Source organism: Tardiphaga sp. OK246 (assembly GCF_900188215.1).
Lineage (GTDB): Bacteria > Pseudomonadota > Alphaproteobacteria > Rhizobiales > Xanthobacteraceae > Tardiphaga > Tardiphaga robiniae.
Map to the genome: position 1 here is coordinate 306,977 of NZ_FZOX01000005.1, position 19,753 is coordinate 326,729.

Here is a 19,753-nt window from a genome sequence, read left to right on the forward strand (position 1 = left end):
CAGCATGATTATCGAGACCTTCGGTCCACCAGGCGCTGGCAAAACAACCTTTAGTCGGGCACTCGCTCAACGCCTGCGTGACCGCGGGTATGAGGTCGACCTCGTACTTACGTTGCCGCATCTATCCAATCATCTTCTGAACTTTGGTGGATTTCTTCCAGCGCTGCAGCGCGTCACTCTCGCGATCTTCGCCACCATCGCAATCTTGTGCCGTCCTATCGCAAATGCCCGAGGGTTGCGTCTAGCGAAAGACCTGCTCCGACTAATGCCACCCAATAATCCCGTTTGGAGGATCAGGCTTAGCCAATACGTCGTCCGATTCTCCTGCGTGTGGAGAGATTCGCACAAGTCAGATCGCATCGTCTTGTTCGACCAGGGCTTTGTGCAGATCGTTTGCACCTTGGCCCTGTTTAGCCGAGCAGACGAGAAGACGATCGCTCGTGCAATCGGCATGAGGACACAATCCGATCTGCTGATCCGGTTTGATGCTCCGAAGGAGCTGTTGGAAAAGCGCCTCCATGAGCGAGTACACCAAAAAACCTACATGGAGAAATGGTTCGAGCCTGACGTAGCGACCTTTCTCAAGGCAAAGCCGATTACTGACTACGTTGGCTCATTACTCGCGGCCGAGCATCAACGGGTGATCTGCATCAACTCGCTTGATCCCGGCCTGATGTCCAGGGCTCTCGACCGTATCGAAGAAGAGGTCTCGAGTAAGTTCAGGCCCAACGGAGCGGTCAGCTCGTCACCCGACCCAGGGGAGGAAAGTTTTGAACCTTATGCCGAGAAGTTCACGCCACCCCTGCCGACGCCCGAGACAATCGGAGCTTTCACAGCTCCGGCTCAACCCGAGCTCGCTCGGCGCATGGCCAGCGCAAGTCTGTGGGCGTTCGTTATCTATGTTGGCGGCGCCGGGCTGACGTGCGTGGCTCAACTTGTCATTGCCCGTACGATAGGAGCGACGAGTTACGGTATCTATTCATACGTCTTGGCCTGGACGACCCTTCTCTCTTACATCGCGGGACTCGGGTTCAACACGGTTCTGCTGCGATATGTGCCGGCCTATAGCGCGACCGGAAAGTGGCCATTGGCGCGCGGAGTCATTCAATTTGCATTCGGACGATCATTGTTGGTTGGGATGTTGATTGCGATCTGCGGAGTCGCCACCGCACTATTCCTGTCGGAGACGCTTCATCGGGAGCTGACTATCAGTCTGGCGGTTGGCATGGCGACCGTCCCATTGGTCGCGCTTTACGTTCTCGGTTCCGCTACGGTACGCGCGCTGGGTGGCGTCATTTCGGCAATTGCGCCCGAACGCTTCGTTCGGGATGGCCTTATGGTCGGGCTGCTTCTGCTTGCCGTGGCACTCAACGTCACGCCAATTGATGCGACAACGGTTTTGATCGCTTTGATGGCAAGCTCTGCCGTCACAGCGGCCATCGTCGGACTGAGCATGCGGAAGCTTTGGCCGCCACAACTACGCTCGGCGGTGCCGGCTTATGCACCTCGCGACTGGTGGCATCTCGCCTGTCCTGTCATGATCTTGATTGGAGTTGAGGTTCTCATGAGCCGCGCCGGCGTGATTATCCTCGGCTGGACCGGCGATACCCACGAGGCCGGCATCTTCGCACTGGGGCTGAATTTAGCTCTTTTTCTTGTTCTGCCTCGGATGGCAGTAGGGACTTTCTTTTCGCCGAACGTCTCGAAGCTTCACGCGCATCGGAATGAGGCAGCGCTTCAGAGTCTGTTTGCCCGAGCAACTGTCCTGTCGCTGGCTGGAACAGTCGTGCTGGCACTTCCACTTTTGTTGCTGACGGTACCGCTACTCCGCTTTTTCGGCGAGGAATTCGTTGCAACAGCTCCGGTCGCCCAAATTCTCGTCGTCGGACAGATCTTTGCTGCTGCTACTGGTCCGCAGCAAAATCTTCTGACCATGACTGGGCACGAGCGAGCAGCTGCCGCAATCACAGCGATCGGAGCCGTCATGAACGTTGTCGCCTGTGCGATCGGCATTGCTTTCTTTGGCGTGATGGGTGCCGCCGTTGCGACGGCCGTGACGAATGTAGCCTGGAACATGGCAATGGCGATCTACATCTACAAACGCGTGAACATGACGGCCGGCCTGCTCTTTGCCTTTGTGGAGTTTCGTCGGCCCGCCGCCGCTGAATAGCCCGGTAATTGGATAGAGGCCGGAAAATTGGTGCAGCCCTATCATTCACTCGAAGGACGTCAATAGCCGACGTGTGGCCTACGATCTCCATCCCGCAACGGTGAGTACCGTCATGCAACTTCAGAGATTTCCCGATGGATCCTTGGCGAAACGCGCGAAGACGTTCGCTGGCGGGCGCGCACTTTCCGGAGATTCAAGCGAGCCTGCACAAGCCCTCTGGATGAAACCTCCCGAATTGCCCCTCGACCTGGGCGGGTCTGTCGATCGCCCGTTCAATCGTATGGGCGTCGAATTTGCCGGCGTGCCCGCGATCACGCATCTGGATGCGGTGGCAAAGAGATTTCCGAACAACGTAGCCATCAGCGATGACACCCGCCAAATCACATATTCGGATTTTCTGATCAGAGTTTTGACGCTGGCCCAGGCGATTGCAGCGGTGGCTCCCGAGGGGCGGGCCGTCGGCCTGTTGTTGCGCCACTCGATCTGGCATCCGATCGCCATGCTTGCATGTATGGCCGCAGGGCGCCCCCTGGTGCCGCTCAATCCGCGCGATCCGGACCAGCGACTTGCCCACATCGTTGCAAATGCACAGATTTCTGTACTGATCGGCCAGGGGGACAGTAGCTCAACCAAATGGATCGACGAAGACGGCCTGCGTTGGATCGATATTACGCACGCGAACGAACTTTTCGATGACGCCCCATCGCTTGAGCCAGTCTCGGTGGATGCACCTGCCCTTGTGCTCTACACCTCGGGTAGCACCGGACAGCCAAAGGGTGTTGTGAATAGCCAGCGCAGCTTGCTCCAGCGCGTCCAGCAATATGCGGATGCATGCCACATAGACGCCACTGACGTCTTCATGCCTCTGAGCGGCCCTACGACCATTGCGGGCACCAGAGAGATGCTCACGGCCTTGCTGACCGGCGCAAGATTGCATATGGCGGATGTCGAGGCCCTTGGCCTTCGCGGCGTGTTGCGTCAGATCCGATCACAACAGATAACGATCACCTACATCGTTCCCGCTCTTCTGCGGGCAGTGATTACCGCGAGCGAAACCGGTGATTTCGAGTCGCTCCGGGTTGTCCGTATCGGCGGCGAGAAGGTGCTGTGGACGGATGTCGCGCTCGTCCGAAAGGTCGTGAAGCCCTCCTGCTTCATTCAGATCAGCTATTCGTCGACCGAAACCACCGGCACGCAGTGGTTTCTTCCCGACGACTGCAAGGAAAGTGATTTCAGCATACCCCCGGTTGGTTATTTGCTTCCCGGAATGTCGTTTGCTGTCGTCGACGACAACGGGGTGCCTGTGCCCACCGGCGAGGCCGGAGAGCTGATCATCAAGAGCATGCATGTGCTGCTTGGTTACTGGGAGAACGGTCAGGTGCTTCCTGCATTACCCGACCCGGATGATAGCCATTGCCGCATCTTCCCGACAGGCGACCTTGTTACTGTCGATGCGCGCGGATTGATGCAGATGCTGGGACGAAAGGGGCGTCAGCTCAAAATCAATGGACGGCGTGTCGAACCGGCTGAACTCGAGGTCGTCGTACGCAGAATTCCCTATGTGAGCGACGCCGTCGCCATCGTCACCGATTCAAGCGAGCTGGTTATTTTTGCATCGCCAGGTGTCGAGGCCAAAGCAACATTCACGGCTGACGTTCGGGACGTCATCAGGCAGACGCTTCCGACCGCATTGCATCCCACCAGATTGCATGAAATCGCAGAGCTTCCGCGGCTCGCCGGCGGAAAGATAGACGTCGCGAAACTCAAGGTGCTGGATACCGAGAGCCGAAGAGGTCCAGCCCCACCTCAGCCCCCAGGGGCGGGTGAAGTGAAGCAAGCCGAAAAAATAGTGGCGCAGGTATGGACGCGGATCCTAGGTACGACCGACGTTGCCAGCCGCTGGGACGAGGCAGGTGGCGATTCCCTCAAGCTTCTGCGATGCGTGATGGAGCTGGAAGAGCTGGTCGGCCAAGAGCTCAACATGGAAGCTTTCACGGTGGACATGAGCGCAGCCGATATGATTCAGATCGTCGCTGCAGGTGGCCGATCGCAGCGGCAACAAGCCGCCGGGGAACTCCTGCCTCATCTGGTGATGTTGCCAGGCTCGATAGGTTATGGTCCGAGTCTGGCGGCGTTCGGGGCACAGCTGAGCAAGACGGCTCATGTGATCCCGATCCGCTACCCGGATCTGACGTCTGCCCTGACCGGATGCGGCTCGGTCGACCACATGGCGACATCGGCTCTGGAGCAGATCAACGCCGTTCATCCCCGCGGCGACATACGTCTGATCGGCTATTCGCTGGGTGGCGGCGTCGCATTTGAAGTGGCAGCCCGGCTGATTGCGGAAGGCCGGTCAGTGAAATTTCTGGGCATTCTGGATACGAATATCGGCCCCCGCAGGAGTGACTATCGGGAGACCCTGTCACGTACGCTGCAGCGAGTTAGATCACACCGGGTTACGATGTACCGAATGCTGTGTCGCGCTATCGCAAAATGTGTTGCTCGACTCCACTGGGAGGTGAAGTTCTGTCGAATTCTCGATGCGAGGATCTGGACGCGTTTGGCCGGCACCCGCTTCATGCTCAAGTTGGAGCTTGAGGAGATTCTCCGGATGCAGGAATTCGGCCGCTGGGTGGCGAGTGCCAAACCTCGCTTGCCAATTACCGGAACGCTATTCCTTTGCAACCGGCGAGGGTCACCAGCACACCTCGGATGGGACTCTCTGTTTGCAAAACTGGAGGTAATTCCGATTGCTGGCGGCCATCTCGATCTCGTGATCGACCCGCATTTGACCGTCAACCGACCGGTCATCGAACGAGCGATCAAGTCGTCCTGTTCCTGATCTTCGACCAACAGATCCAACAGATTGGAACGAGGCGATGCTGATCGCAAAGGCCCCCTTTGGATCAAGGTCGCAAGTAGCTCCAGCCTCGCTCTTGCAGCTCCATGATCCGTACCACTCCGGATTTGGTGACCTTGGCCTGCGGGATGAGAGGAATATCTTTCGCCTCAGCTTTTGCCATGTTCTCGCGGGTGTTCCCGCATGCTGAAAAGGTCAGCTGTGGCATGGTTTCGCTCATGGATTTGATGCGCGCTTTGACGGGAGAAGTGTCATCTCGCAGCATATGCAGTCCGGGCCCAAAAACGACCACTTCGATCCCAACCTTTTGACCGATCTCGCTGTAGTGCTGAGCGACATTGCTGACATTATTGAGAGCGAGATTGATTGTCGCGGGGTCATTGACGTCAACCTGTACAACGAGCCGATGGGGCTGCATTCGGATGGCGGCAGTGGTCACCTTGGCGTTGGCGTTCATTTTGGCAGAAGTCTTGGCAGACGTATTGATTTCTACAGCGCCGCTGGTTTGGGTGCTCAGCATCAAGATACTCCCAACGGCGGCCATGCTGGCGAAGACGACGAGTGATCTGTTCATGTTGTTTCCTTGAGTGTGCTGGGAGTGCGGGCTCAAGTGTGTGCGATAGCGTAATCGCGCGCGAACAGGCGGGTCAAGAATGGTTCAGACAATGCAGGCGTGATCTACTTAATTGCCGCGATTGGTGCGCCTACCTCGTTGTGACTACTTCCATTGCTACATCGACAAACGGCCGATGAAGGCTGTGTCATCAAAATGGACACACATAAAAGCTCACCTGAGTTGTCACGATGTGGTCACAGGCAGTTGAGGTAGCATCGCATTGGCTACCGCGATCCAAAGCTGTTGAGGGCTCCCGCGCAACAAGCAGAACCGCTGCGCGTGCCTCGTCTGCAGTAGGAGCTTGCATTCTGTGGGTCCTCATTGGGGCTGCGGAGGATGGGCTATGCGGTGAAAGCCAATTCCGCGCGCAGGCCTCCGAATCTTCTCAAACACGGGAGCGGAACAGGGCTGAAGCCCTTGCACCTGTGCTTGTCACGCCTCCCCGAGCAGAACTCAATGCGGCCCAGTCGACGGCTGAAGCGACCAGCACCACGCTAAGACAGGCGCTTGATCAAGAGCGAGCTAGGGCAGACGCCCTTGCGGGTGAACTTGCGACCCTCCGGGCGGAACTTGAGACGGCGCGGGTGGCAGGCAAGGAATCTGCCCAGGCCATCGAGGTAGGGATCAGGCAAACGCAAGCGCTCGAACAGGAGCGAGACAAAACAATCGACCTTATGCGTGAGCTTGCCTTCCTTCGGACCGAACTCGACGCGGCGCGGATCGTGATTTCGAAAGCTGTGCAAGCCACCGAGGCAGAGATCGAGCAAGAGCAGGCGCTCGAACAGCAGGAGCGGTGGAAGGCAGACGCGCCCGCCCATGACCATGCTTCCCTTCGGGCGGAACTCGATACGGTGCGGATCGCAGCTTCGGACGCCGCAAAAGCCACCGCGGCAGAGATCGAGCAAAAGCAGGCGCTCGAACAGCAGCTTAAACAGCAGCAAGACGGGACGGAAGCCCTCAAGCGTGAATTGATCTCTCTCCGGACCGAACTCGACGCGGCGCGTGCCGCGACGCCGGAGGCTGCGCGGATCGTCGAGGCTGCGAAGGTCGAACAAGAGCGCGCATCTGCAAAGGAGCGCAGCCGGACCGAGGCAGTCGCCCGCGAGCTCTCCTCGGCGCGTCAGCAGATCGAGGAGCATGCCAGCCGTCTCGCGGCGGCACACGCTGAGGTGCTTCGGGTGACGGACGCCAGCAACACCACGGCAGCAGAGCAGAAGCGAGCTCTTGCCAGCGAGCGCGAGCGTGCTGACACACTTGTGCAGGAGCTTGCTCTTGTTAAGAACCAACTGGAGGCTCGAAACCAGCAGCTTGCTGCCGTGAGTGCTTCTCAGACTCTCGCTTCGCGCCAACCCGCCCCTACTGGCCGGAACGAAGGCGCGGCGGAGCCCCGTGCGAAGACGACCGAGGGAAAGAGCGCCTTGCCGCAGTGGGCTTTCACTCAGGCCGTCGCTTCATATGCGGAACGATCGTCCGTGTTGGAAACGCCACCGCAAGCACGGTCGACCGCTCGCGAAGCCGTGCCAAGTGTGGAGCCGAAAGTCCCCGTGGCATCAGAGGCAACCGTGCTGGCGAGTGTCGCTCCCTATTCTGTGGCGGACGAACAGAGACTGCTTGTTCGGGCGAACGCATTGCTCCGGCAAGCTGACATCAGCGGGGCGCGCCCATTGCTTGAACACGCTCTTGGACATGGTAGCGCGCGAGCCGCCTTTATGCTCGCGGAGACCTACGACGCCCGCGTGCTGAAATCGTGGAGCGCACGTGGGGTCCACGGTGATTCCAGAAAGGCACTCGAACTGTATGAAAAGGCACAGGCGGGCGGCATTGAGGATGCGAAGGCGAGGATTGAGTCGCTGAAATAGCAGCCAGCTCGTGACGCGTAGATGGTCATTCCGAGAATGGAGACTCGCATGTCGCTCATCAAGTTCTCATTTGCTATGGCATTAGCGGCGTTCGGGCTGCAACTGGCTGCCAATGCCCAATCTCTCCCGACGCGCGAGACGCAGGCTATGGCGGCGGTGAAAAGGACCGAAACGGCCGCGAAAGAGCGCATCAATGCATGGACTGTCGGCCTCGCCGGCGGGCTCATTGAAGGGGCTCCGCTTCGTCTCGCGGCAGAGATCGCTCGCGTCGTAAACGAGGAGGATAAGCTTCACGTCCTCCCGATCGTGACGCGCGGAGCAACGGAAAACGTCAATTCGCTGCTGTATCTTAGAGGCGTTGATGCGGCGATCATCAATACGGATGCTCTTGAGGAATATAAAGCTCAAGTTCCGTCTATCGAACGGCGCATCGTTTACGTTCTGAACCTCTTTCCGTCCGAACTGCACATATTCGTCCGCCCGGAGATCCGGTCGCTCGAAGAGCTCAAGGGAAAAAAGGTCAATTTCAATACGCAAGGTACGGCAGCCGCCTATTCCGGTCCGCTGATCTTCAGTCGGCTGGGACTAAACGTGGAAAAGATGTTCATTCCGCACCAGGTCGCATTGGAGCAAATGAAGCGCGGAGAAATCGCGGCCGTTGTGTTTGTGACGTCAAAGCCCGTCGACGCCTTTCTGAAGGGACGCTGGGATCCCGGATTTAAATTCCTCCCCGTCGAGTACGGCGCCAAATTTGAGGACTACTATCTTCCATCGTCTATCGATGCGGCGGACTATCCGAGTCTGGTGCCGAAAGGTGAGCGGATAGCGACGATTGCAGTCCCCACCATTCTTGCGGCCTATAACTGGCCACAACAGTCTGACCGATACCGGCGCGTGGCGCGCCTTGTCGATCACCTGTTTGGTCGCTTCGACCGGTTGCAGTCCCCTGGTTTCGATCCGAAATGGAAAGAGGTCAATCTGCGGGCCAGCGTGCCGAGCCTCGGCCGGTTTAAGCCGGCGCAGGAATGGCTTGATCTTCCGCAAGCCGTAACAGCGGGACGGTCCCCATGAAGGACACGGGTACTCTCGGTCTGGCTGTGCTCTTGGTTATGAGCCAGACTGTGTGTGCTCAAACCGGTGGCGCCATAGATCGCCTGAAGACCTGCTCACAGTTTGAAGGCATGGAGCGCTTGAAGTGCGTCGATGAGCTGTTGGGGGAGATGACCGAAACCCACGCTACCACGCCGTCTTCAAGTCCGAACTGGATCATCAGCGAGACCACCTCTCCGGTGGATTATCAGCCGCAGATTGAGGCGCTGATGACAGCGCGCACAGCATCGCAAAATGCTGCCTCCGCGTTCGCCATCCATTGTCGCGCCCATCGCACGGAGTTGATAATTTCCACAACGGGATCCTGGAAGCAGGTCCCGGATGGCGAGGTGAAGGTCGCGCACCGGATCAACGAAGAGCCAGTTGTTGAACAGCGCTGGCGGGCGTTAGAAACGGGGAAAGGTCTTGCCTTTCCAGGCGACGTTGTTCGCTTGCTCCGCTCAATGCCGGATGGTGGCCAGCTTCTCGTTAAAGTCCACGTTGGGAAAGGTCCACCATATGAAAGTACGTTTCAATTGGTCGGCTTGAATGCCATCCGACGCAAGATGGCGACGGCATGCAACTGGCCCGCGCCCTGACCGACGCACATACTAAGCGAGTCAGGACAACGCGACCCGTTCGCTCACCTCCGTCGCGAAGATACCAGCCCGACATATCTGCCGCTTTGCCGCATGCTCAGCTGCCTTCGCGCCCGCTCGTCCATTCAACGCTCCAACATCTGCGATGTCCGGGCATTGCGGCAACGACGGTTGTGCTGAACTGAACCAAGCCGCCGGCGAGGCTTCGGCAAGTCGCGACGCCGGTTGACCTCCTTAGTCCTCCCGCATGCCACGCCGTATCGCATCGGTCATCGGTTGCATAAGATAGGCAAGAACGGTGCGTTCACCAGTCGCGATCAGGACGTCGGCCATCATGCCGGGTTTGAGCTTCTCGCGAATTTTGTCGGGAAATTTCGTCACTTGCACTGAAACTTTGACTTCGTAGTAAGGCTGGTGCGTGGCTTCGTCGCGAAGCGCATCGGCTGCCACCGAAAGAACTTCGCCGATGGCGATCGGCGTTGAGCGAGCCTTGAACGAGGGAAGCCGAACTTCCGTGGGCATGCCGATTTGTACGTGATTGACGTCGAGAGAGGATATTTTCGCGGCAACCACGAGGACGTCGTTGTCCGGCACGATCTCCATCAAGACGTCGCCCGGCTTGATCACCGCGCCGACCGTGTGGACTTTCAGATTGACGATACGTCCGGAGCGAGATGCGCGAACATCCATCCGACCGAGAACGTCTGCGGCCATGCGCAGCTTCTCGCGCGCGTCAGCGAGCTGAGCGCGGGTGTCGGCAAGCTTACCGGTGGCTTCCTCCAGAACTTTCTGCCCGACCTGATTGATCTGTAACCGTGCTTCGTCGATGATCCGTCCGAAGCGCGCGATGTCGGCGTCGTATGAACCAATTCGGCCCTCAAGGTCGGATTTGGAACGCTCCAGAGTCGCAATCCGCGCGAACGGAACGATCCCCTGGTCGGCGAGCGGCTTGAGCTTGGTATATTCCTGCGCCATGCTGTCGAACTGCGCGCGTGCAGCCTTGCTTTGCGCAGCGTTTCCCTGGATCTGGCGCTGCGCCTGTCCGACCTTCTCTTCAAGGATCGAAACCTCGATCTTTCGCGCGACGCGGCGTTCCTCGAACCGCCGCTTCTGGTCGCCCATGGCACGCTGCGCAGAGGGATCGGAGGCCTTCTGCGTCAGTTCGGATGGAAACGTGATCGTATCGGCCCCATCGGCTTCCGCAAGCAGGCGCGCCTCTTCCGCGATTGCCGAATACACGGCCGAACGCGCGATCTCCTCCCGTGCCCGGTCCTGAGTTGGATCGAGCCGCAACAGCACCTGTCCCTGTTCGACATGCGCGTCGCCCCTCACCATCAGGCTTTGGACGATGCCGCCTTCCAGGTGCTGTACGGACTTACGGTCGCTCTCGACGACGATCGAGCCCGCAGCCACGACGGCACCGTCGATGGAGGCCAGGCCAGCCCAACCACCAAACACAACGAAGGTCAGGAACACGATGCCAAAGCCGCGTCTCGCCGGAGTGCGCCAATCGCCCGATGGGTCGCCATTTGCGTTCCCGGCGTCGCGATTCCGGAATATCGACAGCCATACCTTTGATAGCCAGATCAGCAACCGCGCCTTGATCTCCATAAATCGTTGCAAGACATCAGGCCTGCGAAACGCGTGGCCGCCATCGCTCAAACGTCTGAGGAGTCGCGCCAGTTCGTCCTGAGCAGCAATCTCTGCTCGCAATTTTGGAATCTTCATCATTGCCTCGTGACATGGACAGGCCGAGCCGAACTTGGGAACGGCGCGTGGCGCGAGGCCCCATCAACTCGGTGGCTTTCTGTTGCGATCCGCGGTTCGCGGCGCATGGGCGCAATGGTCTCACCAAGAAGCAAGGGAAGAAGCTCTTCGCGCGTACCCGCGCGCCCGATGCGTCCGTCGTGCATGAAAACAATCTTGTCGACCAATGAAAGGAGATTTGGTCTGTGATTGATGATCACGATCGTCACACGCTGTTGACGGAGCATTTGGATGGCGTCAGCCAGAGCACGATCGCCGTCACCATCCAGATTGGCGTTCGGTTCATCGAGCACGACAAAGACGGGCCTGCCAAAAAGTGCGCGGGCTAACCCGATGCGTTGTCGCTGGCCGCCGGAAAGACCCGCCCCGTTTTCCCCGATGACAGTGTCGTAGCCCTGCGGCAGCCGCTGGATCATGGCATGCGCCGAAGCCAGCTGCGCCGCCTCGACAACCTGTTCATCCAACGCGCCGTCACGAAAGCGAGCGATGTTGTCGCGGACGGTCCCGGCGAATAATTCAACATCCTGCGGCAAGTAACCGAAACTTTGTCCAAGGAAACTGGCCTCGAAATGCCGGATGTCATTTCCATCGACGCGTACGCAACCCTGTGCGGCTGGCCAGGCTCCAACCAGCGCGCGCGCTAAGGAAGATTTGCCGGAACCGGACGCACCGACGATCGCAACAACTTCGCCAGGTGACAGCCGGAAACTGACATCGGAAATCGCCGCCAACTGCGATCCCGGTACCATAACGGTCAAAGCCTCGACGGAGATGTTGCCGACCGGGGGCGGCAATCGCGTCGGTTGTCTTTCCGTCGCCCGCGTCCGCAGAGCCTCGTCGAGGCGGGAAAAAGACGTCCGCGCTGACACGAACGCTCTCCATTGTGCGACGGCCGCCTCAACCGGCGCCAGCGCACGCCCCATGATCAGGGAGGCAGCGAAGAGAACGCCTCCCGAGATCTCCTGATGAATTGCCAGGTAGGCCCCGACGCCCATAATCGCCACTTGAATCGCCATCCGCAGAAATTTCGAGATTGCGAGCAGCGTTCCGCCGCGTTCTCCGGCCTTGGCGCTTTCAACGAGCGCCTGTCCATGCGTGGCGCCCCAGGCGGCGCGTATGGCAGGCCCCATTCCGAGACCACGGATCGCCTCCGCGTTACGAAGCGAGGACGTCAATCGGTCCAGAGCGTGGAGATTCTTGAACGAAGCCGCCATCAGCGGCGCTTTGGTGGCGCGCTCATTGAGAAAGGCGAGCGCAAGGATGACCAGCGCGCCTGTCAGAGCAACCATGCCGATCGACGGATGAAGCAGAAAACACATGCCGAGAAAAATCGGAGTCCAGGGAGCGTCCATCAGAGACGTGATCACGCCGCCGGATAGAACGTCGCGCAATGTGTCGACGTCGCGCAACAGCTGAACATGATGCGAGCTTCCTGTGCGCACTGCCTGCGCGAGAGCCGTTTCGAAAGCTTCTCCTGACAGCAAATGGTCGAAGCGAATTCCGGTTTGCACGAGAACACGGCTGCGAAAGTGCTCGAGTGCTGCGTAACTGATGAAAAGCGCGAGCGCGATCAGCGAAAGCAGCAACAGCGTCATCGCGTTTCGGCTCGTCAGCACGCGATCGTAGATCTGCATCGTATAAAGCGGCGAAACGAACACCAGGAGATTTATGAAGATAGACAGCCCGCCAGCGGCAAGCAGGCCTGGACGTATCTGGCGGAAAGCGTCTGCAAGCGCGGGCGGTCTTGCTGAAGTATACATGTGTGCATCCAGGCCGCCCGGATCGGACGGCGCTAACGTTAGAGAAGCCATATGCGAAGAAGCGAGCGCGAATTGGCTCGTACGCAACACATCCCGCACTGCGCGAGACGGCATTCCTCTCGCGACCATACTGGCCGCGATGATCCCCAAATGGGGGGCCATGAAGGCCCCCCAAGTCGCTTTCATATGCGCGGATCACCGCGCATATGTCGTTCTTTGTCGCAGACTCAGTTCTGCGGGTTTACCAGTGCCACGAATGGTGATCCACGTGATGGTTGTTGTGGAGGCTGGCGAGATCCAGATGCGGCGCCAGAGTTGCGTCGGTGACGTCGCTCGAAGCCGTATCCGTTGCAGCCGTCGCTGCTGCGGTTGCAGCGGGCGAAGCGGATGCGTGCTGATGATGACCACCCCAGAAAGATTTGTTCCCATCCGTGAGATGAGAGAAGTCCAGCCTGTGATGGTGGTTGTGCCCGGAGTTGCCGACGTCGGTGGCCGGAGCCGTCGTCGTCGGCTCGGTGGTCGTAGGCGCAGTCGAGGTGTCGACAACGCTGCTGGAAGCGGTATCCGCTGCAACGCTCACGGACGCGGTTGCCGCGGATCCGTGGTGATGGTGTCCACCTCCGGATGATGTGCTTCCATCGGTCAGCTGGGAGAAGTCCAGCTTGTGATGGTGGTTATGCCCGGAGTGGCCGGCGTTGGTGGTCGGCGCCGTCGTCGTTGGCTCGGTGGTCGTGGGCGCAGTCGAGGTGTCGACCGACGCTGTGTCGGTAACGCTGCTGGAAGCGGTATCCGTTGCAGTGCTCACGGACGCGTTTGCCGCGGATCCGTGGTGATGGTGTCCACCTCCGGAACCGGACGATGTGCTTCCATCTGTCGACTGGGAGGAGTCAGCCTTGTGATGGTGGTTGTGCCCGGAGCCGCTGGTATCGGTGGTCGGCGCCGTCGTCGTTGGCTGAGAGGCCGTGGGCGTCGTCGAAGAATCGCTCGAAGACGTCGTATCCGTCGAGGTGCCGCTATGCGACGTATCGACCGGCGTCGTCGGGTTGCTGCTCGACGTGTCAACCGGAGTCGTGCTTCCAGTCGGCGTCGAATCCGTCGTCGTGCTCGTATTGTGCTGCAGGAATACGTTCTGGAGCGCTTGCGAGTTTTCCAGCGCCACGTCTCCGTTCTGCGATCCCCAGGCGTAGGCGTAGTCGAAAGCCGGATTGGGAACGACAGATGCCCAATGGTCGAGCATTTGCTGTTCCTGCGCGGCGGTCGGCATCACATAGTGACCACCCTGATCGGTGACCCAGTTACCGCCGCCGAATGTCTGAAATACCGGGACGATGCTGGCCTCCGGAATTCCAGCGGCTTTGGCGGCAGCGACAGCCTTGTCAATCATGCTGTAGTCGACTGTCGAGCTATCCGACCGCACCGGATACGGATCGATTCCGAAGAGGTCGATATGGGTGTTCTCCGGGGTGTACGTATTCGCGAAGCTGGGATTATCCGAAGATCCCATGTTCATCATGGTGATGAACGTCTTCGCACCCGGAACGTTGGCGTGAATCCAATCGGACTCAGCCTTCAGGTTTGCAGCGGTCACGAGGGTATTCCACTGCCCCGTGGGATCTGGCTCGTCCTTAAGGAAGAAACCGTAGACGTTGGGATTACCGATGTAAGGTTTCACAGCGTCGATGAAGCTCTGGGTGACGCCGTCACCCTGATCGAGCCAGACGAGGCCCTTCACGCCTGCCGGCAAAGCGTTCACTTGCTCCACCGACGAAACGTCGGCAAGATTGAAGCCTGCTTGAGCTGGGGTGAAGTTACCTTGTGCGTCGATGTTGTCGCCTGATGCGTAGTGTAATGTTGCCAATACCGTTCCCCTGTATTGTAGTACGTTGACGAGGCCCCCAAGAATCTTCGTAAAAGTAAATGCAGGTATGTAACTACAGTTCTGCGTTAGCTTTGATCGAAGCGCCCATGGATTAACGTTTGTTTACGTTTGAGGCGGGAGTTTGTCGCAGCACCGGACGAAACAGTGAGTTTATTGTGCTAAAACTTGGAGGCTGGTATCGGAGAAGTGTTAGCACGGTACGTAACGATTCAATCTGTTCGCAGCGGTACTTTTCGATAGTCCCGATGCGGTGAAGGAACTACACAAGCGCGCATAAGTATCGCTGAGAGAAATGATACTCGGTGACGCGCGTTTCGCTTTCCTCTGCTGCAGTTGCACTCGTGACGACGACAGCAAGCTTCTCTCCGACCTCGGGTGCCCATTTCGGGCGTCGCACTTCGGAAAGCCCGTAATGTCGGTGTGGCGCGATCTCACTCTTTCGACGCAAAATGCGTGCGCCGGTGCCGGGTCACATCAATGTCGCGGCAGAACCTGGCTCCGTAGCTGCACTTCATGCGCTCGAGCAGCTTGATCAATCTGCCGGCGTGGCTGTGCTACAAATGTCATGATGCCGATTGTACAAGCTCAGGCATCAGCTGTTTTGAGCCATCAAGAAACACCCTCACTGCGTCGTTGACGATGTCGTCCAGTCGCTCCGGTGTCGGCGTGTCGTAGACGAAACGCCGGATGGCCATATAGAAGATGCGGCCGTGCAAACCCCAGAACATTTCGACTTCGCGCTCCGACAGCGGGACCTGATCGCTTGAAGGCAGCTTCAACTCGTGACGAAGTTCGCAACAGGCGGGCTCGATGATTTGTTCGCGGACGATCTGAAGATACCGTTTGGTGATGTCGAACGATTTCATCCCGGAGAAGACGAAGATTCTCACCCAGTTGTATTCGAAGACCTGCTCGACATATTCGAGATAGAAGCGCGACAGCCGGGCCTGCAGCGACAGCGTGCGATCCTGGATCAGGCCGGCCCAGGACGGCGACCAGCGGCTGAGATAGATCTCTTCATAGACGCGTTCGATCAGCGCCTCTTTGCTCGGGAAGTGGCGATAGATTGCCGAATGGGTGATGCCCATGCGTTTCGCCAGTTCGCGCGTCTGCCCGCCGAAGCCGTGTTCCGCGAAAAATTTCACGGCTTCATCGACGATGAAGCGCTCGCGCTCCGCCGCGCGCATGTTGCGACGCGGTGGCTTTTCGACTGATTTGATGGGCTTTTTTGCCATTTTTGCTTCGCGTTGCGGGAGTTCTGAATAGCTCAATTCGAAAAAGAGACCAAATGGTCATTTTAAGTTGACCCGGGGAAATCGACGTGTTCTAGATTTCCGACCAAATGGTCACAACTGGACGTCCGCGAGACGTTTAGGGAGAAGACGTTGAAGGCGAGGGCGTTCAACTATGTGAGGGCTTCCACGGTGGTGGAGGCTTTGAAAGCGTTCGAGGAAGCCGGCGACGATGCGAGTTACATCGCAGGTGGCCAGAGCCTCGTGCCGGCGCTTGCCTTGCGGTTGCAGGCGCCGCAATTGCTGATCGACATCGCGCATATCTCGACGCTTCGTGGTGTCGACCTGCAGGGGGACTGGTTGCGCATCGGCGCGCTCACCCGCCATCACGAAGTGCTGACCGATCCGTTGATCCGCCGGCACGCGCCGCTCTACAGCGAAGCCGCGCCGCATGTGGCGCATCCGGCTATACGAAACAAAGGCACCCTCGGCGGCAGTATCTCTCATGCCGATCCTGCGTCGGAATTCCCGGCGATGACGTTGGCGCTGGGCGCCGAGCTCGAAATTGCTAGCCGCGACGGCGTACGCCGCGTGCCGGCCGACGATTTCTTCCTCGATCTGTTTCAGACAGCGATCGAACCGGGCGAGCTTCTTGTCGCGATTCATGTGCCGGTGGTTCAGCCGAGTCATCGCTGGGCCTTTCATGAGTTTGCGCGTCGGCGTGGCGACTTTGCGTTGGTCGGCTGCGGTGTTCTCGCCGAATTCGTCGATGACGTCGTCAAACAGGTGCGTATCGCGTTCTTCTCCGTTGGCAGCACGCCGATTCGTGCGCGGCAGGCCGAAGACAGTCTGATCGGCAAGCGGCTGGATCAGGCCGCGATCGCTGCGGCCCAGGCTGTTGTCGGCGACGATCTCGATCCGCCTGAAGACGAGCACACGCCGCCTGCCATGAAGCGCCATCTTGCGCGCGTTCTTCTCGGCCGACTGCTGGGCGAGATCGCGAGGCAGGGCGCATGAGCGATCTCGTCAATGTCACCATGACGGTGAACGGCACTGAGGTGTCGCACAGCATCGCGCCGCGTGTCACGCTAGCGGATTTCCTGCGCCAGACGCTAGAACTGACCGGCACCCATACCGGCTGCGAGATGGGCGTTTGCGGCGCCTGTCTGGTTATTCTGGATGGCCGTGTCGTACATTCTTGTCTGACCTTCGCGGTGCAGGCGAGCGGGGCGGCCATCGAGACCGTCGAAGGTCTCACCGAGCGCGCTGCGATTGCCGATCTTCAGGAGGCGTTTCATCAGCGCAACGCCCTGCAATGCGGCTTCTGTACGCCGGGCATGCTGATGACCGCGCATAGCCTGCTGTCACAGCCGGGCGTGCCCACGCGTGAGGAAATTCGCGACGCGCTATCTGGAAATTACTGCCGCTGCACCGGTTATGAAGCCATCGTCGATGCCATCGAGAAGGTCGCGCGCGACCGCGATGCTGGTGTGATTGCTCAGGCGTCCGAGGAGGTCGGCGCATGAGCGTGCTGACCCCACTTGACCGTCCGAATTCCTATATCGGCCGCTCGGTGCCGCGCCCGAATGCCAAGCGATTGCTGGCCGGTCGCGGCCGATACGTCACCGACATCACGCTGCCGCGCATGCTCCATGTCGCCTATGTGCGCAGCCCTTATGCGCATGCCCGCATCCTGTCGATCGACACGCAGACGGCGCGTGAAATGCCCGGCGTGCGTCTGATCGCGACCGGCGAGGACCTTGCAAAGCTCTGCAGGCCATGGGTTGGCACCATGGATCACTTCAAGGGCATGAAGTCACCGCCGCAGCTGCCGTTGCCGATCGACAAGGTCGTATGGTCCGGCCAGGCGGTTGTCGCGGTCGTGGCCGATACGCGCGCACTGGCTGAAGATGCAGCGGAGGTGGTGTATATCGAGTTCGATGAACTGCCCGCCGTTGTCGATATCGACGCTGCGCGCGCACCGGATGCGCCGGTGATTTCACCGGAACTCGGCAGCAATCTCTGTTTCCACGGTAAGATCGATACCGGTGGTGTCGAGGATGTCTTCGCCGGCGCCGCGCATGTGGTGGAGGAGGAGTTTCACTTCGGCCGCCACACGGCGGTCACCATGGAGCCGCGCGCGATCATCGCTGATTACGATGCCAGCGAAGGGCAATTGACGGTGCATCATGCGACGCAGACGCCGTATCAGTTCCAGGACATCTATGCCCGCCACTACGGCCTCCCTGAATCCCGCGTCCGCGTGATCGCACCGGATATCGGCGGTTCGTTCGGCATGAAGCTGCACATGTATCACGAGGACATGGCGGTGGTCGGGCTCAGCATGATGCTTGGCCGTCCCGTGAAATATGTCGCCGATCGCATCGAATCTTTCGTGTCCGACATTCACGCGCGAGATCACCGCGTCCGCGCGCGCATGGCGGCGGATATCGACGGCAATATCCTGGCGATGGATGTGGAGGACGTCACCGGCATCGGCGCGTTCTCTGCCTATCCGCGCACCAGTGTGGTCGAAGGCAATCAGGTCTATCGCCTGATGGGCGCGCCTTACACATTCAGGAATTACCGGGCCGATCTGCAGGTGGTATTCCAGAACAAGGTGCAGATGAGCCAGTACCGCGCCGTCGGTCATCCGGTCGCCTGCACCGTCAGCGAGCGTCTGGTGGACATGATCGCCGACAAGACGGCGCAGGATGTGTTCGACATCCGCAGCCGCAACTTGATCCCCGACGACGCCTATCCCTGCACGTCGCCGACCGGCTACCAGTTCGAAGCGCTGTCGCATCACGCCTGTCTCGCCAAGCTGAAGGCGATGATGGACTACGACCGGCTGCGCGCCGAGCAAGCGGAGCTGCGCACCAAAGGCATTCATCGCGGTATCGGCATTGCGAGTTTCGTGGAAATCACCAATCCCGGCCCGGCTTTCTATGGCGTCGGCGGTGCGCGCATCTCGTCGCAGGATGGCGCCATCATCAAGATCACGCCGTCGGGGGATGTTCACTGCTCGATCTCGGTGACCGAACTCGGGCAGGGCACCGAGACCATCATCGGGCAGATCGTCGCCGAACATCTCGGCGTCGATCGCGATCGCATCAAGGTGATGACGGGCGATACGGACACTACGCCGCATGGCGGCGCGACCTATGCCTGCCGCGGCGCCGGCATCGGCGGCGAAACTGCGTTGCAGGCCGCCAAGAAGCTGAAGGCCAATGTGCTGGCCGTGGCCGCGGCCATCCTGCAGGACGAGCCGGAGAAGCTCGACATTCATAGTGGCTGGATCGTCGACGCTGTGACGGCGCAGCAGCGCATGGAGCTCTCGGAGATCGCGCGCATCGCTTACTTCCGTTCCGATACACTGCCGCCCGGCACCCAAGCGCAGCTGTCCGTCGCGCATCACTATGCGCCGCAGGGCTATCCTTTCGCATTCACCAATGGTGTTCAGGCCTGTCATCTCGAACTCGATGTCGAGACAGGTCTGGTCAAGATCCTCAAGCTATGGGTGGTCGAGGATTGCGGCCGGGTCATCAATCCGCTGCTGGTCGACGAGCAGATCCGCGGCGGCGTCGTGCAGGGGCTCGGCGCGGCGTTCTTCGAGGAATGCGTCTACGGAGACAGTGGCCAGCTCACCAATGGCTCGCTCGCCGACTATCTCGTGCCGATGGCGGTGGAGATGCCGGACATCGAAATCGGACATGTCGAGACGCCGACGCTGGATACCCAGCTCGGCGCCAAGGGTGTCGGCGAGGCCGGCACGGCTGCGGCATCGGCAGCAGCGCTTAATGCGATGAATGATGCGATGAAGCCATTCGGAGGCACGCTCGCGCAGGTGCCAATGACACCTGCACGAATACTCAAGGCGCTTGGACACATCTGACTCATAAAAGAAATCAAACGGAGGACA

General features: G+C 59.4%; 13 protein-coding genes. 8 read left to right on the plus strand and 5 right to left on the minus strand.

The features are described 5' to 3' along the window. Positions 1–4: 4 nt before the first annotated feature. Positions 5–2,170 carry an oligosaccharide flippase family protein gene (locus CHC01_RS22900; RefSeq protein ID WP_089266624.1) on the plus strand — a complete coding sequence of 722 codons (2,166 nt, stop codon included), beginning with the start codon at positions 5–7 and terminating at the stop codon, positions 2,168–2,170. A 112-nt stretch (positions 2,171–2,282) separates the two neighbouring features. Beyond that, the gene (locus CHC01_RS22905; RefSeq protein ID WP_244558491.1) at positions 2,283–5,012 is read left to right on the plus strand and encodes a non-ribosomal peptide synthetase; all 2,730 of its coding nucleotides are present in this window, start codon (positions 2,283–2,285) and stop codon (positions 5,010–5,012) included. Between the two features lie 64 nt (positions 5,013–5,076). Here the strand turns inward: CHC01_RS22905 and CHC01_RS22910 are convergent, their stop codons facing one another. Next, positions 5,077–5,604 carry a DsrE family protein gene (locus CHC01_RS22910; protein WP_089266626.1) on the minus strand — a complete coding sequence of 176 codons (528 nt, stop codon included), beginning with the start codon at positions 5,602–5,604 and terminating at the stop codon, positions 5,077–5,079. A gap of 626 nt (positions 5,605–6,230) precedes the next feature. Between CHC01_RS22910 and CHC01_RS22915 the strand changes: the two genes are divergently transcribed. From CHC01_RS22915 to CHC01_RS22925, 3 genes are read left to right on the plus strand one after another with little or no spacing between them, the layout of a single operon-like run. After that, complete coding sequence (locus tag CHC01_RS22915; RefSeq protein ID WP_141137152.1) at positions 6,231–7,505, plus strand: coiled-coil domain-containing protein; 1,275 nt, start codon at positions 6,231–6,233, stop codon at positions 7,503–7,505. A 48-nt stretch (positions 7,506–7,553) separates the two neighbouring features. Then, positions 7,554–8,576, plus strand: a complete 1,023-nt coding sequence (locus CHC01_RS22920; protein ID WP_089266912.1) for a TAXI family TRAP transporter solute-binding subunit — start codon at positions 7,554–7,556, stop codon at positions 8,574–8,576. Continuing rightward, positions 8,573–9,193 (plus strand): type VI secretion system-associated protein TagO, encoded by a 621-nt coding sequence (locus CHC01_RS22925; RefSeq protein ID WP_089266630.1) that lies wholly within the window; start codon positions 8,573–8,575, stop codon positions 9,191–9,193. The genes CHC01_RS22920 and CHC01_RS22925 overlap by 4 nt, the downstream gene beginning before the upstream one ends. A 234-nt stretch (positions 9,194–9,427) precedes the next feature. On the opposite strand, the gene CHC01_RS22930 is transcribed toward CHC01_RS22925, so the two are convergent. From CHC01_RS22930 to CHC01_RS22945, 4 genes are all read right to left on the minus strand, one after another. After that, the gene (locus CHC01_RS22930) at positions 9,428–10,816 is read right to left on the minus strand and encodes an HlyD family type I secretion periplasmic adaptor subunit (RefSeq protein WP_244528108.1); all 1,389 of its coding nucleotides are present in this window, start codon (positions 10,814–10,816) and stop codon (positions 9,428–9,430) included. 104 nt (positions 10,817–10,920) lie between these two features. Next, complete coding sequence (locus CHC01_RS22935) at positions 10,921–12,720, minus strand: type I secretion system permease/ATPase (protein WP_089266633.1); 1,800 nt, start codon at positions 12,718–12,720, stop codon at positions 10,921–10,923. Between the two features lie 241 nt (positions 12,721–12,961). Beyond that, on the minus strand, positions 12,962–14,578 hold the full coding sequence (locus CHC01_RS32715; protein WP_176454686.1) for a calcium-binding protein: 1,617 nt from the start codon (positions 14,576–14,578) through the stop codon (positions 12,962–12,964). Between the two features lie 584 nt (positions 14,579–15,162). Continuing rightward, positions 15,163–15,834 (minus strand): TetR/AcrR family transcriptional regulator, encoded by a 672-nt coding sequence (locus CHC01_RS22945; RefSeq protein WP_231078470.1) that lies wholly within the window; start codon positions 15,832–15,834, stop codon positions 15,163–15,165. Positions 15,835–15,984: 150 nt separating this feature from the next. Here CHC01_RS22945 and CHC01_RS22950 point away from each other — a divergent pair, with 150 nt between their 5' ends. Genes CHC01_RS22950 through CHC01_RS22960 form a run of 3 tightly spaced genes read left to right on the plus strand, consistent with a single transcriptional unit; the run spans position 15,985 to position 19,726 of the window. Beyond that, on the plus strand, positions 15,985–16,848 hold the full coding sequence (locus CHC01_RS22950) for an FAD binding domain-containing protein (protein WP_089266635.1): 864 nt from the start codon (positions 15,985–15,987) through the stop codon (positions 16,846–16,848). Further along, positions 16,845–17,357, plus strand: a complete 513-nt coding sequence (locus CHC01_RS22955) for a (2Fe-2S)-binding protein (protein ID WP_089266637.1) — start codon at positions 16,845–16,847, stop codon at positions 17,355–17,357. The genes CHC01_RS22950 and CHC01_RS22955 overlap by 4 nt, the downstream gene beginning before the upstream one ends. Beyond that, the gene (locus CHC01_RS22960; RefSeq protein ID WP_089266638.1) at positions 17,354–19,726 is read left to right on the plus strand and encodes a xanthine dehydrogenase family protein molybdopterin-binding subunit; all 2,373 of its coding nucleotides are present in this window, start codon (positions 17,354–17,356) and stop codon (positions 19,724–19,726) included. The genes CHC01_RS22955 and CHC01_RS22960 overlap by 4 nt, the downstream gene beginning before the upstream one ends. Positions 19,727–19,753 lie beyond the last annotated feature (27 nt).

What these genes read in the sequence shown, in the direction of transcription:
- CHC01_RS22955 (WP_089266637.1), top strand. Translation starts at nt 16,845, where the DNA reads ATGAGCGATCTCGTCAATGTCACCATGACGGTGAACGGCACTGAGGTG.
- CHC01_RS22905 (WP_244558491.1), top strand. Translation starts at nt 2,283, where the DNA reads ATGCAACTTCAGAGATTTCCCGATGGATCCTTGGCGAAACGCGCGAAG.
- CHC01_RS22900 (WP_089266624.1), top strand. Translation starts at nt 5, where the DNA reads ATGATTATCGAGACCTTCGGTCCACCAGGCGCTGGCAAAACAACCTTT.
- CHC01_RS22925 (WP_089266630.1), top strand. Translation starts at nt 8,573, where the DNA reads ATGAAGGACACGGGTACTCTCGGTCTGGCTGTGCTCTTGGTTATGAGC.
- CHC01_RS22920 (WP_089266912.1), top strand. Translation starts at nt 7,554, where the DNA reads ATGTCGCTCATCAAGTTCTCATTTGCTATGGCATTAGCGGCGTTCGGG.
- CHC01_RS22910 (WP_089266626.1), bottom strand. Translation starts at nt 5,604, where the DNA reads ATGAACAGATCACTCGTCGTCTTCGCCAGCATGGCCGCCGTTGGGAGT.
- CHC01_RS22960 (WP_089266638.1), top strand. Translation starts at nt 17,354, where the DNA reads ATGAGCGTGCTGACCCCACTTGACCGTCCGAATTCCTATATCGGCCGC.
- CHC01_RS22945 (WP_231078470.1), bottom strand. Translation starts at nt 15,834, where the DNA reads ATGGCAAAAAAGCCCATCAAATCAGTCGAAAAGCCACCGCGTCGCAAC.
- CHC01_RS22935 (WP_089266633.1), bottom strand. Translation starts at nt 12,720, where the DNA reads ATGTATACTTCAGCAAGACCGCCCGCGCTTGCAGACGCTTTCCGCCAG.